This window comes from Rhizobium rosettiformans (genome assembly GCF_016806065.1).
GTDB lineage: Bacteria > Pseudomonadota > Alphaproteobacteria > Rhizobiales > Rhizobiaceae > Allorhizobium.
Map to the genome: position 1 here is coordinate 3,778,128 of NZ_CP032405.1, position 16,531 is coordinate 3,794,658.

The 16,531-nt window shown below is 61.3% G+C and carries 14 protein-coding genes and 1 riboswitch; of the genes, 6 read left to right on the forward strand and 8 right to left on the reverse strand.

Translation table 11 applies throughout. The features are described from left to right. Window position 1: 1 nt before the first annotated feature. Window positions 2-1,153, reverse strand: a complete 1,152-nt coding sequence (locus D4A92_RS18540) for an ABC transporter permease (protein ID WP_203016452.1) — start codon at window positions 1,151-1,153, stop codon at window positions 2-4. Between the two features lie 171 nt (window positions 1,154-1,324). Then, complete coding sequence (locus D4A92_RS18545) at window positions 1,325-2,179, reverse strand: UDP-2,3-diacylglucosamine diphosphatase (RefSeq protein WP_203016453.1); 855 nt, start codon at window positions 2,177-2,179, stop codon at window positions 1,325-1,327. A 201-nt stretch (window positions 2,180-2,380) separates the two neighbouring features. Between D4A92_RS18545 and D4A92_RS18550 the strand changes: the two genes are divergently transcribed. The 4 genes from D4A92_RS18550 (at window position 2,381) to D4A92_RS18565 (ending at window position 7,466) form a co-directional block, all read left to right on the forward strand. Then, window positions 2,381-4,696, forward strand: coding sequence for an NADP-dependent malic enzyme (locus D4A92_RS18550; RefSeq protein WP_203016454.1), 2,316 nt, complete (start codon window positions 2,381-2,383; stop codon window positions 4,694-4,696). Between the two features lie 115 nt (window positions 4,697-4,811). Beyond that, window positions 4,812-5,522 (forward strand): helix-turn-helix transcriptional regulator, encoded by a 711-nt coding sequence (locus D4A92_RS18555; RefSeq protein ID WP_203016456.1) that lies wholly within the window; start codon window positions 4,812-4,814, stop codon window positions 5,520-5,522. 117 nt (window positions 5,523-5,639) lie between these two features. After that, a complete protein-coding gene (locus tag D4A92_RS18560) occupies window positions 5,640-6,281 on the forward strand; it encodes an acyl-homoserine-lactone synthase (protein ID WP_203016458.1) in 642 nt (213 codons plus the stop codon). A gap of 129 nt (window positions 6,282-6,410) precedes the next feature. Further along, window positions 6,411-7,466, forward strand: coding sequence for a DUF2865 domain-containing protein (locus tag D4A92_RS18565; RefSeq protein ID WP_203016459.1), 1,056 nt, complete (start codon window positions 6,411-6,413; stop codon window positions 7,464-7,466). Here D4A92_RS18565 and bluB read toward each other — a convergent pair. The 4 genes from bluB to D4A92_RS18585 all read right to left on the reverse strand — a co-directional run bounded on the left by bluB (window position 7,423) and on the right by D4A92_RS18585 (window position 11,304). Then, window positions 7,423-8,160: a 5,6-dimethylbenzimidazole synthase gene (gene bluB / locus D4A92_RS18570; protein ID WP_203016460.1), complete on the reverse strand. Its 738-nt coding sequence runs from the start codon at window positions 8,158-8,160 to the stop codon at window positions 7,423-7,425. The two genes, D4A92_RS18565 and bluB, sit on opposite strands and share 44 nt — an antisense overlap. Window positions 8,161-8,201: 41 nt before the next feature. Next, window positions 8,202-8,391: riboswitch (cobalamin riboswitch) on the reverse strand. 39 nt (window positions 8,392-8,430) lie between these two features. Continuing rightward, window positions 8,431-9,267 (reverse strand): TolB family protein, encoded by an 837-nt coding sequence (locus tag D4A92_RS18575; protein ID WP_203016462.1) that lies wholly within the window; start codon window positions 9,265-9,267, stop codon window positions 8,431-8,433. A 19-nt stretch (window positions 9,268-9,286) separates the two neighbouring features. Beyond that, entirely contained in the window at window positions 9,287-9,622 is a 336-nt protein-coding gene (locus tag D4A92_RS18580) for a hypothetical protein (RefSeq protein ID WP_203016464.1), read from the reverse strand. Between the two features lie 2 nt (window positions 9,623-9,624). Beyond that, the gene (locus D4A92_RS18585; protein ID WP_203016466.1) at window positions 9,625-11,304 is read right to left on the reverse strand and encodes an NAD+ synthase; all 1,680 of its coding nucleotides are present in this window, start codon (window positions 11,302-11,304) and stop codon (window positions 9,625-9,627) included. A 182-nt stretch (window positions 11,305-11,486) separates the two neighbouring features. Here D4A92_RS18585 and D4A92_RS18590 point away from each other — a divergent pair, with 182 nt between their 5' ends. Both D4A92_RS18590 and D4A92_RS18595 read left to right on the forward strand, forming a co-directional pair. After that, complete coding sequence (locus D4A92_RS18590) at window positions 11,487-13,448, forward strand: LTA synthase family protein (protein WP_203016468.1); 1,962 nt, start codon at window positions 11,487-11,489, stop codon at window positions 13,446-13,448. Between the two features lie 203 nt (window positions 13,449-13,651). Continuing rightward, window positions 13,652-14,542 (forward strand): hypothetical protein, encoded by an 891-nt coding sequence (locus tag D4A92_RS18595; protein WP_203016470.1) that lies wholly within the window; start codon window positions 13,652-13,654, stop codon window positions 14,540-14,542. Between the two features lie 6 nt (window positions 14,543-14,548). On the opposite strand, the gene D4A92_RS18600 is transcribed toward D4A92_RS18595, so the two are convergent. Together D4A92_RS18600 and D4A92_RS18605 are read right to left on the reverse strand one after the other, a co-directional pair. After that, complete coding sequence (locus D4A92_RS18600) at window positions 14,549-14,944, reverse strand: GFA family protein (RefSeq protein WP_203016471.1); 396 nt, start codon at window positions 14,942-14,944, stop codon at window positions 14,549-14,551. A gap of 81 nt (window positions 14,945-15,025) precedes the next feature. Continuing rightward, entirely contained in the window at window positions 15,026-16,402 is a 1,377-nt protein-coding gene (locus D4A92_RS18605; RefSeq protein ID WP_203016472.1) for a class II 3-deoxy-7-phosphoheptulonate synthase, read from the reverse strand. Window positions 16,403-16,531 lie beyond the last annotated feature (129 nt).

Sequence of the window (16,531 nt, forward strand, 5' to 3'; positions counted from 1 at the left end):
CTTAGAAATCGATGGCTGCGTAGAACATGGCAAAGAGCCCGTCCACGAGAATGACGACGAAGATGGATTTGACCACCGAGGCGGTGACATGCCGGCCGAGCGATTCGGCGCTGCCCCCGACCTTCATGCCTTCGACAGCCGCAATGATGCCGATGATCAGCGCCATGAACGGCGCCTTGATCATCCCGGTCGCGAGCGTCGAATAATCGACCGCCTCATGCAGGCGCGTGATGAAGACGTCGAAGGTGATTCCGGAATAGGCCCAGGCAACGACGGCGGCACCATACAGCGCCGAAAAGTTGGCAACGATGGTCAGGAGCGGCAGGGCGATGGTCAGCGCGACGAGCCGCGGAAAGACGAGGACGCCGATCGGATTGAGGCCGATGACCTTTAGCGCGTCGATTTCCTCGCGCATCTTCATCGATCCGATTTCTGCGGTGATCGCACTGCCGGAACGGCCGGCGATCATGATCGCGGTCAGGAGCACGCCGATTTCGCGCAATTGCAGGATGCCGACGAGATCGACGACGAAGACTTCCGCGCCGAAATACCGAAGCTGGAAGGCGCCCTGCTGCGCGATGATCGCGCCGATCAGGAAGGACATGAGGACGATGATCGGCACCGCCCTCACCCCCATGTGGTCGAGCTGGTTGACGACGGAGGCAGGCGACACGCCGGAACCGCGTCCAAGCTTGGTCTGCGCGCCACGCACGGCGGAGCCCAGAACGAACATCATCGCGACCGTATCGCCCCAGAGGCTGACCGTTACGCGTCCGACCGGTTCGAAAACCCGTTCGAAGCGGCTGCGATGGTCGACGGGCTTTTCTGGTGCGGTCACTCTTTCGGGAAGCGCTTCGATCAGCTCGCGCATACCGGGCGTGCCGCCGACGATCTCGACCGAGCCTCCGCCGGCGCGCCGCTCCGTAACGATACGACGGATCAGCCAGGCACCCGCGGTATCCATGTCGGAAACGCCGTCGAGATCGATCGTCTCACGGCCCGTCGCACCGGAATCCACCAGCGGACCGGCCGATTTGATCATCGAGCTCAGGCTGTTGTTTTTCCAGCGACCGGCAAGTCGGATCATCCGACCGTTGCCGTCCGGCTGTTCCTCGATCTCGATACGGGCGTTTTCGGGCTCAACCGGACTCAAAGTGGCGACTACTTCCAAATTCGCGCCGGGATGATCCGGATCCGCAAATCACGTGACAGATGGCTGCACACTATAACCATCGGTGTCCGCGAAGAAATCCTTTGCGAAATGTTAATTGCGTTTTCCCGCCCGATTGCATGCAGTCATGACCGCTTTGCAACAGAGATCGCCTCAGGCGGCGCGCACGCCGTCGTCCTGGGACGGTTCCGCGAGAGGCTTCGGCAAGAGAATCGGCACCAGCTTGCTCGCCCGCTTGCCGGCCGGCGCCTCGCTGACCTTGTGGCTCCACGAAATCAGTTCCAGACGGCCATCCGGGTGCTCGGCAATCGCCGTGCAGCTCTCGACCCAGTCGCCGGTGTTGACGTAGTGGATCCCGTCGATGTCTTCCATGACGGCGTGATGGATGTGGCCGCAGATGACACCATCGACTTCGGCGCGACGGGCCTCGTCGGCCACCACACGCTGGAATTCGCCGATGAAGTTCACCGCATGCTTGACCTGCAGCTTGGCCCAGGCCGAGAACGACCAGTAGGGCATACCGAGCCGGCGGCGGACGGCTGCCAGAATGACATTGATGGCAATTGCCGTGTCATAGGCCCAGTCCCCGAGATAGGCGAGCAGGCGGGCATTGCGCACCACGACGTCAAACTCGTCGCCGTGCAGAACCAAATATTTCTTGCCATCGGCCATCTCGTGCACGATGCGCTGCGCGACTTCGATGCCGCCGAAGTGAATGCCCGGGAAGTCGCGCATGAATTCATCGTGATTGCCGGGGATGTAAACGATACGCGTACCCTTGCGCGCCTTGCGCAGCAGCTTCTGCACCACGTCATTGCAGGACTGCGGCCAGTACCAGCTGCGCTTCAGACGCCAGCCGTCGACGATGTCACCGACCAGAATGATGGTGTCGGCCTCGTGCGTGCGCAGGAAATCCAGGAGAAAGTCGGTCTTGGCGGCTTTCGATCCGAGGTGGACGTCCGAGATAAACAGGGTCCTGAAATGGCGTGTTTCGCTGGCGTCTTCCACGGCACGATCCTCTTCGCTGTCTGACCAGCGCTAAATCAGACTCGTGTTTCAGGAAGATGACATCGGAAGATTTTCGGTGGATCGCCGGTTCGCCCATGCATTCCGCGCGGACAGGGGATCACGGAACTAAAGTCTACCACTCGCGGCCAATTCGTGTATGACGACAAGGAGTAAGTGAAGACAGGAATTGCCGGTGAACCGATGACTTCTCAGGACAAGAACAAGCCGCAAGTTGCAAACCCGACCGCTGATCTCGACGAACAGGCGCTTTTCTATCACCGCTATCCCCGTCCCGGGAAACTGGAGATCCAGGCCACCAAGCCGCTTGGCAACCAACGCGATCTGGCGCTTGCCTATTCGCCCGGCGTCGCCGCCCCCTGTCTCGCCATCAAGGACGATCCCGCAGCCGCCGATGACTATACGGCCCGCTCCAACCTCGTCGCCGTCATCTCCAACGGCACGGCCGTTCTCGGCCTCGGCAATATCGGACCGCTCGCCTCCAAGCCGGTCATGGAAGGCAAGGCCGTTCTCTTCAAGAAGTTTGCCGGTATCGACGTTTTCGACATCGAGATCGATGCTCCCGGTGTCGACCAGATGGTTTCGACCATCTCCGCGCTGGAGCCGACCTTCGGCGGCATCAACCTTGAAGACATCAAGGCACCGGAATGCTTCCAGGTCGAGGATCAGCTTCGCGAGAAGATGAACATTCCGGTCTTCCACGATGACCAGCACGGCACGGCCATCATCGTTGCAGCCGCCATCCTGAACGGCCTTGAACTCGCCGGCAAGCAGATCGAGGACGTCAAGATCGTCGCCTCCGGTGCCGGTGCTGCCGCCCTTGCCTGCCTCAATCTGCTGGTCATCCTCGGTGCCAAGCGCGAGAACATCTGGGTGCACGACATCGAAGGCCTCGTCTACAAGGGCCGCAACGAGCTGATGGACCCCTGGAAGGAAGTCTACGCCCAGCAAACCGACAAGCGTGCGCTGGCCGAAAGCATCGACGATGCCGACGTCTTCCTCGGCCTCTCGGCCGCTGGTGTCCTGAAGCCGGAACTGCTGGCCCGCATGGCGCCGAAGCCGTTGATCATGGCCCTGGCCAACCCGAAGCCCGAGATCATGCCGGAAGAGGCGCGCGCCGCCCGTCCGGACGCAATGATCTGCACCGGCCGCTCGGACTTCCCAAACCAGGTCAACAACGTCCTCTGCTTCCCCTATATCTTCCGCGGCGCACTCGACTGCGGCGCAACCACCATCAACGAAGAAATGAAGATGGCGGCGGTGCGTGCGATTGCAGCCCTTGCTCGCGAAGAAGTCTCGGAAGTCGCGGCAAAGGCCTATACCGGGGAAACGCCGACCTTCGGACCTGACTATCTCATCCCCTCGCCTTTCGATCCCCGCCTCATCTTGCGCATCGCCCCGGCTGTCGCCAAGGCTGCAGCCGACAGCGGCGTCGCCCGCCGCCCGATCGCCGATTTCGACACCTATCTCGACCAGCTGAACCGCTTCGTCTTCCGCTCCGGCTTCGTGATGAAGCCGATCTTCGCGGCAGCGAAGACGGCGACCAAGAAGCGTGTGATCTTCTCCGAAGGTGAAGACGAGCGCGTGCTGCGTGCAGCCCAGGTGCTGCTCGAAGACGGCATCGGCGAACCGATCCTGATCGGCCGCCCGCAGATCATCGAGACGCGCCTCAAGCGCTATGGCTTGCGCATCCGTCCCGGCGTCGATTTCCAGCTGGTCAACCCGGAAGACGATCCGCGCTACCGCGACTATGTCGATGACTACTTCGCCCTTGTCGGCCGCGCCGGCATCAACCCGGAAGCGGCACGCACGATCGTGCGCACCAACACCACCGTGATCGGTGCGCTGGCCGTGAAGCGCGGTGATGCCGATGCGCTGATCTGCGGCGTTGAAGGCCGTTTCGACCGCCACGTGCGCGACGTTCGCCAGATCATCGGAAAGCGCGCCGGCGTGCGCGACTATTCGGGCTTAAGCCTGCTGATCTCGCAGCGCGGCGCGATCTTCTTCACCGACACCTTCGTCACCGACGACCCGAGTGCCGAAGAGATCGCCGAAATGACGATGCTGGCAGCCCAGGAAATCCGTCGCTTCGGCATCGCGCCGAAGGCAGCGCTGCTGTCGCATTCGAACTTCGGCTCCCGGCCGTCCGCCAGCGCCTCGAAGATGCGCCGGGCGCTGGAAATCATCCGCGCTGGCGCGCCTGACCTCGAGGTCGACGGCGAAATGCAGGGCGGTTCGGCGCTGTCGGAAGTTCTGCGCAAGCGCGCCATGCCGGACAGCACGCTGACCGGTGAAGCAAACCTGCTCGTCTTCCCAAACCTCGACGCTGCCAACATTTCGCTCGGCATCGTCCGCATGATGATGGACGCGCTGCATGTCGGCCCGATCCTGCTGGGTGCTGCCCTGCCCGCCCACGTGCTGTCCACCTCGGTGACCTCGCGCGGCGTCGTCAACATGGCGGCGCTTGCCGTCGTCGAGGCTTCGCAGCCGGCGGTCTGACGAAGCTTTTGCGAGCGGCGATCAGGTTCGCCGCTCGCTTTCGCGAAATTTGCCATCTGGACAAGCCAAAGCTGTAGCCCCGACACTGCGCCCCTTGAAATCTCGGGTATTGTTGATGGGGCTCTCAGGCGCGTATTTCGATCTCTTGGAGTTGCTGGATCGGCAGGAGACGCTTGATCCCGGAGACTTCCTGGCAAGGCTTCAGAGCGCTTATCGGACGGGCCGCATCACCTATCTCGGTGGAATGATCGCAAGCGCACGCCTGCGCCCCCACAACATTCACGACAGCCACCGACGAAATTCCCTTCACCTCGCCCGCTCACTCAACCGCAGAGCGGCTTTTGAACAGATCGCCAGCCTCTTGCCAGGGCTTCAGCCTGTCGAGCTCAAGGCATGGCAGCGAAGCGCAAATCGTGACCACCGGATCGTCGGCTACCCTCTGCCGGGACGGCAGAGCTGTCTGCTGGTCGAGTTGAACGCCACTCCGGAGCGCCTGTCGGCCTGGCGCCGCGCCCATGACCGCGACATGCTGAGCCTCGGCACCTTGTTGAACGCGCGCCTGGCCAGAGCATCGACCGATGCACAGCTTGAAGCGGCCCGCGCCCGTCCTCTCACCCGCCGAGAACGCGAAACATTGGCATGGATCGCAGCCGGCAAGAGCTATTGGGAAACGGCCGTCATCCTCGGCATCTCCGAACGAACCATCCGCCATTTCATGGCCAATGCGCGCGAGAAACTCGACGTCGTCAACAATGCACAAGCTGTCGCGGAAGCCGTCTGGCGTGGCCTGATCCCACGGCTCGTGGAGCCAAATTTCCGTGATTAGGGCAAATCGCATCACGATATCATAGATTGTATTCCGCGAAGCTGGCGCCACCGCCAGTTTTAGCGCGTCCCCCTGCAACGCATGCTGCCTGTTCCGTTCTGCAAGAAGGAGCAAAGCATGATCAGGATCATCAACGGCACGCGTCGCAATCAGTTTCCCGCCGATATCGACGCGATGCACAGGTTGAGAAAGCGGGTATTCCATGACTTTTTGGGCTGGGAAGTCCAGGTGCGTGACGCCTGGGAGATCGACGACTACGACCGAGCCAACCCTCTCTATGTCCTGTCCTATGGCGACGAGGGAAGACTGCGTGGGTCATTGCGCCTCCTGCCGACGCTCGGCCCCAACATGCTCGACGACACCTTTCCCATCCTCCTCGGTGATGGACCACAAATCCGCAGCGCCGCAGTTTGGGAATCCAGTCGCTTCTGTATCGATCCGGAGATTTCCCAGGACCGGGCGAGCAACCAGGTGACGATCGCGGCGGCCGAACTGATGTGCGGGGTAGGCGAGCTGGGCCTTGCATCCGGTCTCAGTCACATCGTTACCGTCACCGACGTCTTCCTGGAGCGCATGTTCAAGCGCATGGGCTGCCCGGGCATCCGGATCGGCGAACCTCAGCGGATCGGCGTGGTCCAGGCAGTCGCGGTCTCCTGGGAGGTGTCGCAGGATCTGCTTGAGCGGATGAAGGCGGTGGCCGCCATCGACGGCAGCGTGCTCGAAGCGCCGATGACCCTGACGGCAGCGCAGGCCGCCTGACGCGAGACATGGCGGATGGCCGCTCGTGCTTCCGCCACGTCATCCGTCATTTTCATTTGGCCGTCACTCGGCTATCTTCAGATCACAAGGGTCGTCATATGCCTTGCAAACGACAACTGGGATCCGGATGTGCCGAGCAGGATAGTCAGTTCCATTGCCTTGCTGATCGCCCTCGGCAGCGCGCTGCCGAACGGGGCTGAAGCCTCGGCGCTCTGCGAGCGACTGCGCGACAGGCTGGTTCTGGTCGAACAGGGCGGACAGTCGCCTGAAATCAACAGCTATGCCAGTGCCATAGCCCAGCAGAACCTCGAACTGCGCAAGGCGCGCCAGGATCAGCGGCGGCTGCGCTGCCTGACCTCTTCCATAGTCCAGATCCGCCCGGATGGCGGCAATGACTGCAGCGATCTGGCATCAGCAATCTCCCGGATGGAGGCCAATCGCGACATCCTGGCGGCAAGACTTGCCGATCTCCGCGAGAACCGCGCAGAAGATGCGCGAGCAGCCCTGGTCACAGCACTTGAAGCGAATGGCTGCGGACCGGATCAAGCGGCTTACCCGGAGGACGCCGAACGCATCCCTTACCTCGACACGCTGACGGAACCCTATCGCCCGGACCGGGCAGCCGAAGCCGCCTATTCCGCACCGCCCCCGCAGATCAGCATGATGCCCAGCGGCAATGTGCGCACGCTGTGTGTGCGTACCTGCGATGGCGGTTTCTTCCCGATCTCGTCACAGACCTCGGCGATGAACTTCGCCCGCGATGCGGCGCAATGCCAGCAGATGTGTCCTGGCACGGAGACGGAGCTGTTTTTCCACGCGCCGGAGCGCAGCGAGACCGTGGACATGATCTCGGCAGTCAGCGGTCGCCCCTATCGCGATCTGCCCAACGCCTTCCTCTACCGCAACCGGCGCAGCGATGCGGAACCCGCCTGCGCCTGCAACCTTCAGCAATACTACCAGCGCATGACGCCACGTCCGGCCGTGCCGGACTACCAGTCCTCCGTCATCGAAGTTGCACCGAGAAAAAGAGAGGCTGCGTCGGCGACTGTACCTGCTACGGAGCGCGTACTGGATGAGGCCAGCCTCAACGTCCGCCGCGTTGGCCCTGCCTTCCTCCCTTCCGACAAGGGAACGATCGATCTCAGGAACCCGGCGACATCAGGTCCACAGCCGCTGCAGGAGTGATCGGCCGTTCCGCGATCTGCCCCCAGCTCTCCTCGAAGATCAAATCGTCGAGCGGCATTCGCTTGCGCCATCCCTTTACCTCAAGCTCCGGCGTCGCATAGAGTTCGTCGACATAGCCGAGGCAGAGGTAGCCAATGATCTGGATCCGCTCCGGAATGCCAAGGAGCGCCTTCACCTCCGATTCGTGGAAAATACTGACCCAGCCGAGCCCGACCCCTTCCGCACGGGCGGCAAGCCAGAGATTCTGGATGGCGCAGACAGTCGAGAAAGCGTCCATTCTGGGATCATGGGTCCGTCCAAGCACAACGGGCCCCGCACGATCCGGATCGCAAGTGACGCAGATGTTGAGCGGCGCCTTGCGGATGCCTTCCAGCTTCAGCGATCGATAGGCGTCGCGCTGCTCGACCGGAAACATCGCCTCCGCCTCTTCGTTCGCCCGTCGGAACGCCTGCCAGATCGCCTCGCGCTTTCGAGCAGAGCGGATCAGCAGGAAACTCCATGGCTGCATGAAGCCCACGGAGGGAGCGGCATGCGCCGCCTCAAGCAGTCGTCGTACCAGGTCGTCCGGCAGCGGATCGGAAAGGAACTGGTCGCGGACATCGCGTCGCGTGTGAATGGCCCGGTAGACGGCCTGTTTATCCTGATCGGCGAAAGGCGCCGTCCGGACGAGGAACTCGTTCGGTCTGTCGTGCATCGTAATCCCCACAATGCGCAACCACCCGCCGTCCACGCGGGAAAGGTCTATCTCGCCAGGCCGGTCTTCTGACTGGGCATCATCCAGGATGCGCGCCTTCCCGGATCGCTCCAGTGGCCGGGTTTCCCCTTGCGCATCAAGTCCGCCTCACAGCGTTGGGCACGTGCCGGATTTTCGCCGGCTTCCCGATTCTCTCACCTAACGGCAAGCACCTGACTTAGGATCAATACCGCAAGAACCAGCAGCGGGACAGACCCGAATGCGACAGGCTCAGGCCTCGACCGGGAAGTAGCGGACAAAGGCGAAAGCCGATCCGTCCGGCGCCCAGTTCGGCACATTGATCGAGCCCTGACCGCCGAAGAACTCGATGAGTGTTTCGACATTGCCGCCATCGGCATCCATCAACCGAAGCCGTACCTGCTTGTCGCGCGGATGGCCTTCGACATCGGCATCGTAGGAGAGGAAGAGCACCTTCTTCCCATCCGGAGAGGGATGCGGGAACCAGTCACCATAACCGTCTGAGGTCAGCTGCTGCAGGTCGCTGCCATCGATGCGCATGCGCCAGATCTGCATGGTGCCGGTCCGGCTGGAGTTGAAATAGATCCACTGACCATCAGGCGTATAATCGGGACCATCATTGTGCCCTTCGCCGTTCGTCAGCCGCCGCTCGGCCCCGCCCTTGGTCGAGATGGTATAGATATCGAAGGCGCCGTTGCGCTCGCCGCAATAGGCAAGCTCCTTACCGTCCGGCGACCAGCCGTGCCAGTAGGATGGCATTTTGTCGGTGACCTGGCGCGGCTCGTCGTCACCATCACCCAGCAGATAGATGCAGGACTTGCCGAAGAGCGTATGGTCGGAGAAAGCGATCGAGGCGCCATCCGGCGAGATCCCGTGATCATTGTTGAGACGCACGGCAAAACCCGTGTCGATCAGTTCCGGTTCGGGATCGTCTTCATCGAGCGGCAACGCATAAAGAAGACCATCGCCGTTGATGACCAGAAACTCGCCATCGCGCGACCAGTTGGGCGCCTCGACGAGGTCATCCGTCTGCCAGACGACCTCGCATTCTCGGGTCGTCATATCGTAGATCTCGACCGAACTGCGCATCATGGTCTCCTTGGAAGAATCAATCAGCACCTGAGCGATTTTCCATCGTCTGGCGCAGTTTGGCGAAGATCGCCCGGCCCGTCTGCTCAATGTGAGCATTGCGCCATTCGGTGTAGAAACCCCAGATCAAGCTGACGATCAGCGTGAGGAACCCGATGCCGAGCATCTTGAAGCTCCCGTCCCACAGACCGTAGCAGCCGATCGCCATCGAAGGCAGGAAGTAGGCTGCGCTTGAGAGCGTCCGGTAAACACCGCCATCCTGATTGTCATGCGCTCCGACAGCAAAGATGTAGCTGCGCTCTTCCGCCGTGAAATCAGGCAAAGCAGCCCGGGCGTCGCGGTTCTCTGTCGACACGCCTAACGATCCCGGAACCGGTTCGTGATCGGATAGCGGCGATCGCGTCCGAAATTCTTCTTGGTGATCTTCACGCCCGGTGCCGACTGCCGCCGCTTGTATTCGGCGAGATAGAGCAGATGCTCGACCCGGTGAACGGTCGCAATGTCATGGCCACGCGCGACGATCTCATCGACGCCCATCTCCTTTTCGACAAGGCATTCGAGAATGTCGTCAAGCACCGGATAGGGCGGCAGGGAATCCTGGTCGGTCTGGTTCGGGCGCAGTTCCGCAGACGGTGCCTTCGACAGGATATTGGCCGGGATCACCTCGCCTGACGGGCCAAGCGCACCCGGCGGCACGTTTTCGTTGCGCCAGGCCGAGAGCGCATAGACCTGCATCTTGTAGAGGTCCTTGATCGGATTGAAACCACCATTCATGTCGCCGTAGAGCGTGGCATAACCCACCGACATCTCGGACTTGTTGCCGGTCGTCACGACCATGGAGCCGAACTTGTTGGAGATCGCCATCAGGATCGTGCCGCGCGTCCGGCTCTGCAGGTTCTCTTCGGTAATGCCGCTCTCGGTCCCCTCGAACATGTCGGACAGCGACGAGAGAAACCCTTCGACCGGGTCCTGGATCGGCACGATATCGTAGTGGCAGCCGAGTGCCTTGGCGCAGGCTTCGGCATCGGCAAAGCTTTCCTGAGAAGTATATCGGTAAGGCAGCATGATCGTGCGAACCCGCTCCTCGCCAAGCGCGTCCACCGCGATCGCCGCACAGATGGCGGAATCGATACCACCGGAGAGCCCGAGCACGACGCTCTTGAAGCCGTTCTTGTTGACATAATCCCGGAAGCCCAGAACGCAGGCGCGGTAGTCGGCCTCTTCCTTTTCCGGAATGCGCGACATCGGCCCCTGATCGCAGCGCCAGCCATCCGCGGTCCGCTTCCAGGTCGTGACCGACAGCGTCTCCTCGAACTGGCTCATCTGGAAGGCAAGCGACTTGTCACCGTTGAAGGCAAAGCTCGCACCATCGAAAACGAGTTCGTCCTGACCGCCGAGCTGGTTGGCAAACACAAGAGGAAGGCCTGTCTCGATCACCTGGCGCAGCGCCACCTGATGACGGATATCGACCTTGCCGCGATAATAGGGCGAGCCGTTCGGCACGAGCAGGATTTCGGCGCCCGTCTCGGCAAGCGTCTCGCAGACACCGAGATCGTTCCAGATCTCCTCGCAGATCGGCACGCCAATCCGGACACCGCGGAAATTCACCGGCCCCGGCATCTCGCCTTCGGTAAACACCCGCTTCTCGTCGAATTCGCCGTAGTTCGGCAGATCGATCTTGTCGCGAAAGGCGAGGATCTTGCCACCATCGAGGATCGCGACGGAATTGTGCCGTCCCTTCTCCCCCTCACGCGGAAAGCCGACGATGACGCCCGGACCGCCATCGGCGGTGTCAGCCGCGAGCGCCTCCACGGCCTGCAGGCAGGCTTTCAGGAAGGAGGGCTTCAGGACGAGATCTTCCGGCGGATAGCCGGAAATGAAGAGCTCCGTCAGCAAGAGGAGGTCAGCCCCCTGCCCGGCCGCATCCGCCCGCGCTGCGCGAGCCTTGGCCAGATTGCCGGCGACATCGCCGACGACAGGATTGAACTGTGCCACCGCAATGCGCAGGACGTCGGAGATCTTCTTTGCTTCGCTCATGACACCGATTTAGCGGCTCGCCGGACGGTTCGCAACGCTGCTTCTTCGCGACCCCACCGGCTGGGTGCGCCAGCACGAACCCGAGCACAAACCGAAGCGCAGGAAATGACGGGAACAAAGGCTCATACGCCGCGGTTCATGTAGCATTCATGACGTTTATGTGACACCTATGCGAACCTTTCATGACACCCTCCCATGACCTGGAGTTCGACGTGGTCCAAACCAGCCCGAAATCGCGAATCGCAAATGTCGTTAGCGCCGTCGGCGTCCTGCGCGAGCGCGAAATCGGCAGCTCTTGGATCATCCAATTTGCGATTCAGCTGATAAACACCGGGCTTATTGCCGCCGCCATCGTCTTCCTGAGCGAGATTTTGGCGCGCGGCAGCATGGTCGATGTGGTTGACTACATGACTGCGTCGAACCGGCCGGGTCTGGTGGCAGTCGGCATCGTATTCCTGATACTCGCCTTTGCCGATGCGATCATCGGCAAGGCTTATCAGTCGACACTTCTCATCGCCCCGCTGGCAATCCTGCCCGCCTTTTTCTCCGGCCAGAAGCAGCTTTTCCTGTCGGATCCGCTCTTCCCCAGCGACCTTCTCTTTGGTCGCCAGATCCTGCAGCTCCTGCCGGCCATGGTCGCCGCAGAACCGATGAAGGCAGTCGCACTTGCAATTGGCGGCCTTGTTGCCGTTGCGGCCTTTTTCGCGCTCATCTGGAAGAGCCGGAAGGTCTTCCCGCGCCTCAATCTGACAGGCCGCGGAGTTCGGGTTGCTCTTGCGATTCCGCTGCTCGCCGGCTTCGCGTCGCTGATGGATCCGATGACCTACTCGGCCTTGCGTGATCGGCTGAAAATCGTGCCGATGATGTGGGACCAGAAGGAAAACTATCGCCACAACGGTTTCCTGCTCGCCTTCGCCTTCAACGTGCCGATGGCCAACGTCGCAGCACCCGACGGCTACAGCAAGGTCGCGATTACCGACATGCAGACCGATCTGCTGCCGGCCTCCTTCTTCTCCGGCCGTCAGGCGGATGTCATCGTCGTCATGAGCGAATCCCTCTGGGATCCGACCCGCATGAGCAGCATCCGCTATTCGGCGGATCCGATGCCAACCATCAGGGCGAGCCAGTCCGGCCACGTCTTCTCGCCGGAATTCGGCGGCATGACCGCCAATGTCGAATTCGAGGCCCTGACCGGCTTTTCGAACGCCTTCCTGCCCTATGGCAGCATCCCCTATCAGCAGTATATCCGCCGCCCGGTCCCCTCGCTTGCGACCTTCTTTGAATCCAAGGGCTATGTGACGAAGGCTTTCCATCCCTTCCAGGGCTGGTTCTGGAACCGTAACAATGTCTACCAGTCGCTCGGTTTCCGGCAGTTTCATTCGGAAGAGACCATGCCGGCCATGGACAAACGGGGCATCTTTGCTTCCGACGACGCGCTCACCCGTTACATCATCAAGGAGGCCGACAACACGGACGAGCCCTTCTTCTTCTTCGCCGTCACGCTGCAGGGCCACGGCCCGTACGAGCGCAACCGCTATGTGAAGAATACCATCGGCGTGGATGCCCCCACCCTGTCCGAGCGCAATGTCAGCGCGCTGGAGACCTATACACAGGGCGTGAAGGAAGCCGACGAGAGCCTCAAGGATCTGATGGACTGGGCCAAGAAGCGGCGCCGCGAAACGATCATTGTTCTCTTCGGCGACCATTTACCGCCACTCCACGAGGTCTATACCGAAAGTGGCTATATGGCGAATGTGGTTGCAACCCGCAAAGCCTCGGTCGAGACGATGAAGCGCGAGCATGAGACGCCGCTGGTCGTCTGGTCGTCCAAGCGCGGCGTCCAGAAGGATATCGGCTCGGTCAGCCCATCGCAGTTGCCCTACTATATCGTCCACATGGCCGGTTATCGCCACCCCTATTACACCGGCATGCTCGGTCGTGTGGCAGAACGTTACGCCGTCATCGACCGCCATCAGCTCATCGGCCGCAACAACAAGGCCCAGGCTGACTGGGCGCTGTCCGGCCGGATCGATCCGCTCATCCGTGACTATCGCCTGCTTCAGCATGACGTGATGTTCGGCGAAGGCTACGGAATGGAACGTTTCTTCCCGGAACAATCGGGTAGACTTCAGCCGAGCAGTTGAGCCGGCCGTTACTTGCGATCACAATTATCCATAAAGAGATTTTGACCGGGCGCTGCTATTGCAGCGCCCCACAATTTCGGCCATAGACTTTTTTTGTTCGACAAATCAGAGTTCTTGACAGTATTGCGACCACTGTCATGGCCCGACTGCGTTTGCAGCCGGCCACTCTGTTGGCACTCAAAGTTTAGAGACGAGCCATTGCCATGCCGTTTTTGACGCGCGCCGAAATATTTGCACATCCGCTTTACCCGGCCATCGAAAAACAGATTGCCCAGCACCTGATTGCGATCCACATGCGCACACCGCGCATGTCGCGCCTCAAGGCATCCCATCGCAAGTGGTTGATGACACAGTCGGTCTTTGCGCTGGCACTGCGGCGTACGCCCGATGATCCGCTGTCGGGCCTGACGGCGACCCGCTTCGTCGAAACGGTCATGCGCCTCGGCGCAGCCAGCCGCAACACCGCAACCGGCTACCTCGCCGAGTTGGTCGCCTACAAGTTCCTGCGGGATGTTCCCGAAGTGCCCGACAAGCGCGTGCGCGTCCTCGAGCCCACAGAACTCAGCCTGAATGGGCTTCGAAGCTGGTTCAACGGCCACCTCGCCTGTCTCGATCGCCTCGATGGCGGCAACCGGGAAATGACCTCGCTTGCGGAAGAGCGGATCTTCGTGATCGCCCAGCCCATTGGCGCTGATCTTATGGTGGGCGATCCGATTTGGCGCGATCCGCCAGATACGATCGGCCATTTCCTGTGGTCGGATCTCGGCGGAATCATTCTTCACGACATGATCGCGCGGCTTGATGACGTGAACCGGACGGCCGAGGCGCACTCCTGTGGCCCGGTCAGCCTCACGGACCTCAGCGAGACCTATCAGGTTTCGACCACCAACCTGAAACGCATGTTCAAAAAGGCCGAGACCGAGAACCTGCTGCATTGGGAACAGCCGCGACGCCGGGGCGATCTGATGCTGAGCAGCCGATTTGTCGAGGACTATTTCGCTTGGCAGTCCGCCAAGTTCGCCGCCGTCGATCTCTCCTACGACAAAGCCTTGGCGGAATTGGGTATCAAGACCTCGAACGCAGCTGCAGCCTGACTAAGCTCAGTTGCGGCTCGCGGCATATTGCGGCAGTCCGTCATTGATCTCGTAGAAGTCGCCCTTGTCGGCGCAGAAGATGTGGTAGCCGCCTTCGAACCCCGTCGGGTTCGGGAAAAGGCCGGCCATGAGCGACATCCTGCCCTCTCCATTACCCTTCCAGTAGAGTGCCGAGCCGCACTGGCGGCAAAAAGCACGTTCAGCGTCCGCGCTTGCGCGAAAGGTCCCGATGCTGTCGCGCCCCGTAATCTCGACATCGGAGATCGCGGCATCCGCCGTAGCATAATAGAGCCCGGTCTGCCGACGGCACTGCGAGCAGTGACAATAGCTGACCGGACCGAGTTTTCCCCGAACCGTGATCGTCACCGCGCCGCACAGGCAGCGCCCCGTCTTGTCTTGCATGATGTCACCTCCGAAACGCGAACCGGGCGAGCTTCATGGAAGCCCGCCCGGTCGTCAAACTCGGAAAGCTGAACCTATGTTTCAGCCGTTCGCAACCATCATCCGCTTTTCGTCGCGGCCGCTCTTCATCCGCTCGGCAAGCAGGAAGGCAAGTTCCAGAGCCTGGTCGGCATTGAGACGCGGGTCGCAATGGGTGTGGTAGCGGTCGGCCAGATCGTTGCCGGTAACGGCACGCGCACCGCCGGTGCATTCGGTGACGTCCTTGCCGGTCATCTCGATGTGGATACCACCCGGATGCGAGCCTTCCGCACGGTGGATCTGGAAGAAGCTCTCGACTTCCGACAGGATCCGCTCGAAGGGACGGGTCTTGTAGTTGTTGAGCGTAATCGTGTTGCCATGCATGGGATCGCAGGACCACACGACCTTGCGCCCCTCGCGCTCGACGGCACGGATGAGGCGCGGCAGGTGCTCGGCAACCTTGTCGTGACCGAAGCGGCAGATCAGGGTCAGGCGACCGGCTTCGTTCTGCGGGTTCAGGATGTCGATCAGGTTCAGAAGATCGTCCGCCTGCAGCGACGGGCCGCACTTCAGGCCGATCGGGTTCTTGATGCCACGGCAGTATTCCAGGTGTGCATGATCGGCCTGGCGGGTACGGTCGCCGATCCAGATCATGTGGCCAGACGTGGCATACCAGTCGCCCGAGGTCGAATCGACGCGGGTGAGCGCTTCTTCATAGCCGAGAAGCAGGGCCTCGTGGCTGGTGAAGAAATCGGTCTCGCGCAGGCTCGGATTGTTTTCCGAGGTGATGCCGACAGCCTTCATGAAATCCATGGTTTCGGAAATACGGTCGGCCAGCTTGCGGTAGCGCTCGGCCTGCGGGCTATCCTTGACGAAGCCCAGCATCCACTGATGCACGTTCTCGAGGTTGGCATAGCCACCCATGGCGAAAGCGCGCAGCAGGTTGAGCGTCGCCGCCGACTGGCGATAGGCCATCAGCTGGCGTTCCGGGCTCGGAATGCGCGCGTCCTCGGTGAATTCGATGCCGTTGATGATGTCGCCACGGTAGCTCGGCAGCTCGACGTCGCCAATCTTTTCCATGTCGGACGAGCGCGGCTTGGCAAACTGGCCGGCGATACGACCAACCTTGACCACCGGCAGCTGCGCGCCAAAGGTCAGGACAACGGCCATCTGCAGGAAGGCGCGGAAGAAGTCGCGGATATTGTCGGCGCCATGCTCGGCGAAGCTCTCGGCACAATCGCCGCCCTGCAGCAGGAATGCCTCACCCTCGGCGACCTGGGCAAGCGACTTCTTCAGGCGACGGGCTTCACCCGCAAAGACCAGCGGCGGATAGGTCGAGAGCTGCTGCTCGGCAGCCTTCAATGCATCGAGGTCCGGATAAGCCGGAACCTGCTTGATGGGCTTCTGTCTCCAGCTGCTCGGGGTCCAATTCTGCGCCATGGTCTTCACCTGTCTGAAACTAACTGCGGCAACCATCCCGGCCGCATCGGATGGGGGCTTATAAACGGTTAATCACCGCTTGCAAAGCCGTAGATTAGGGACTTTCGAAGGGTGGGACGCCGGGAGCGG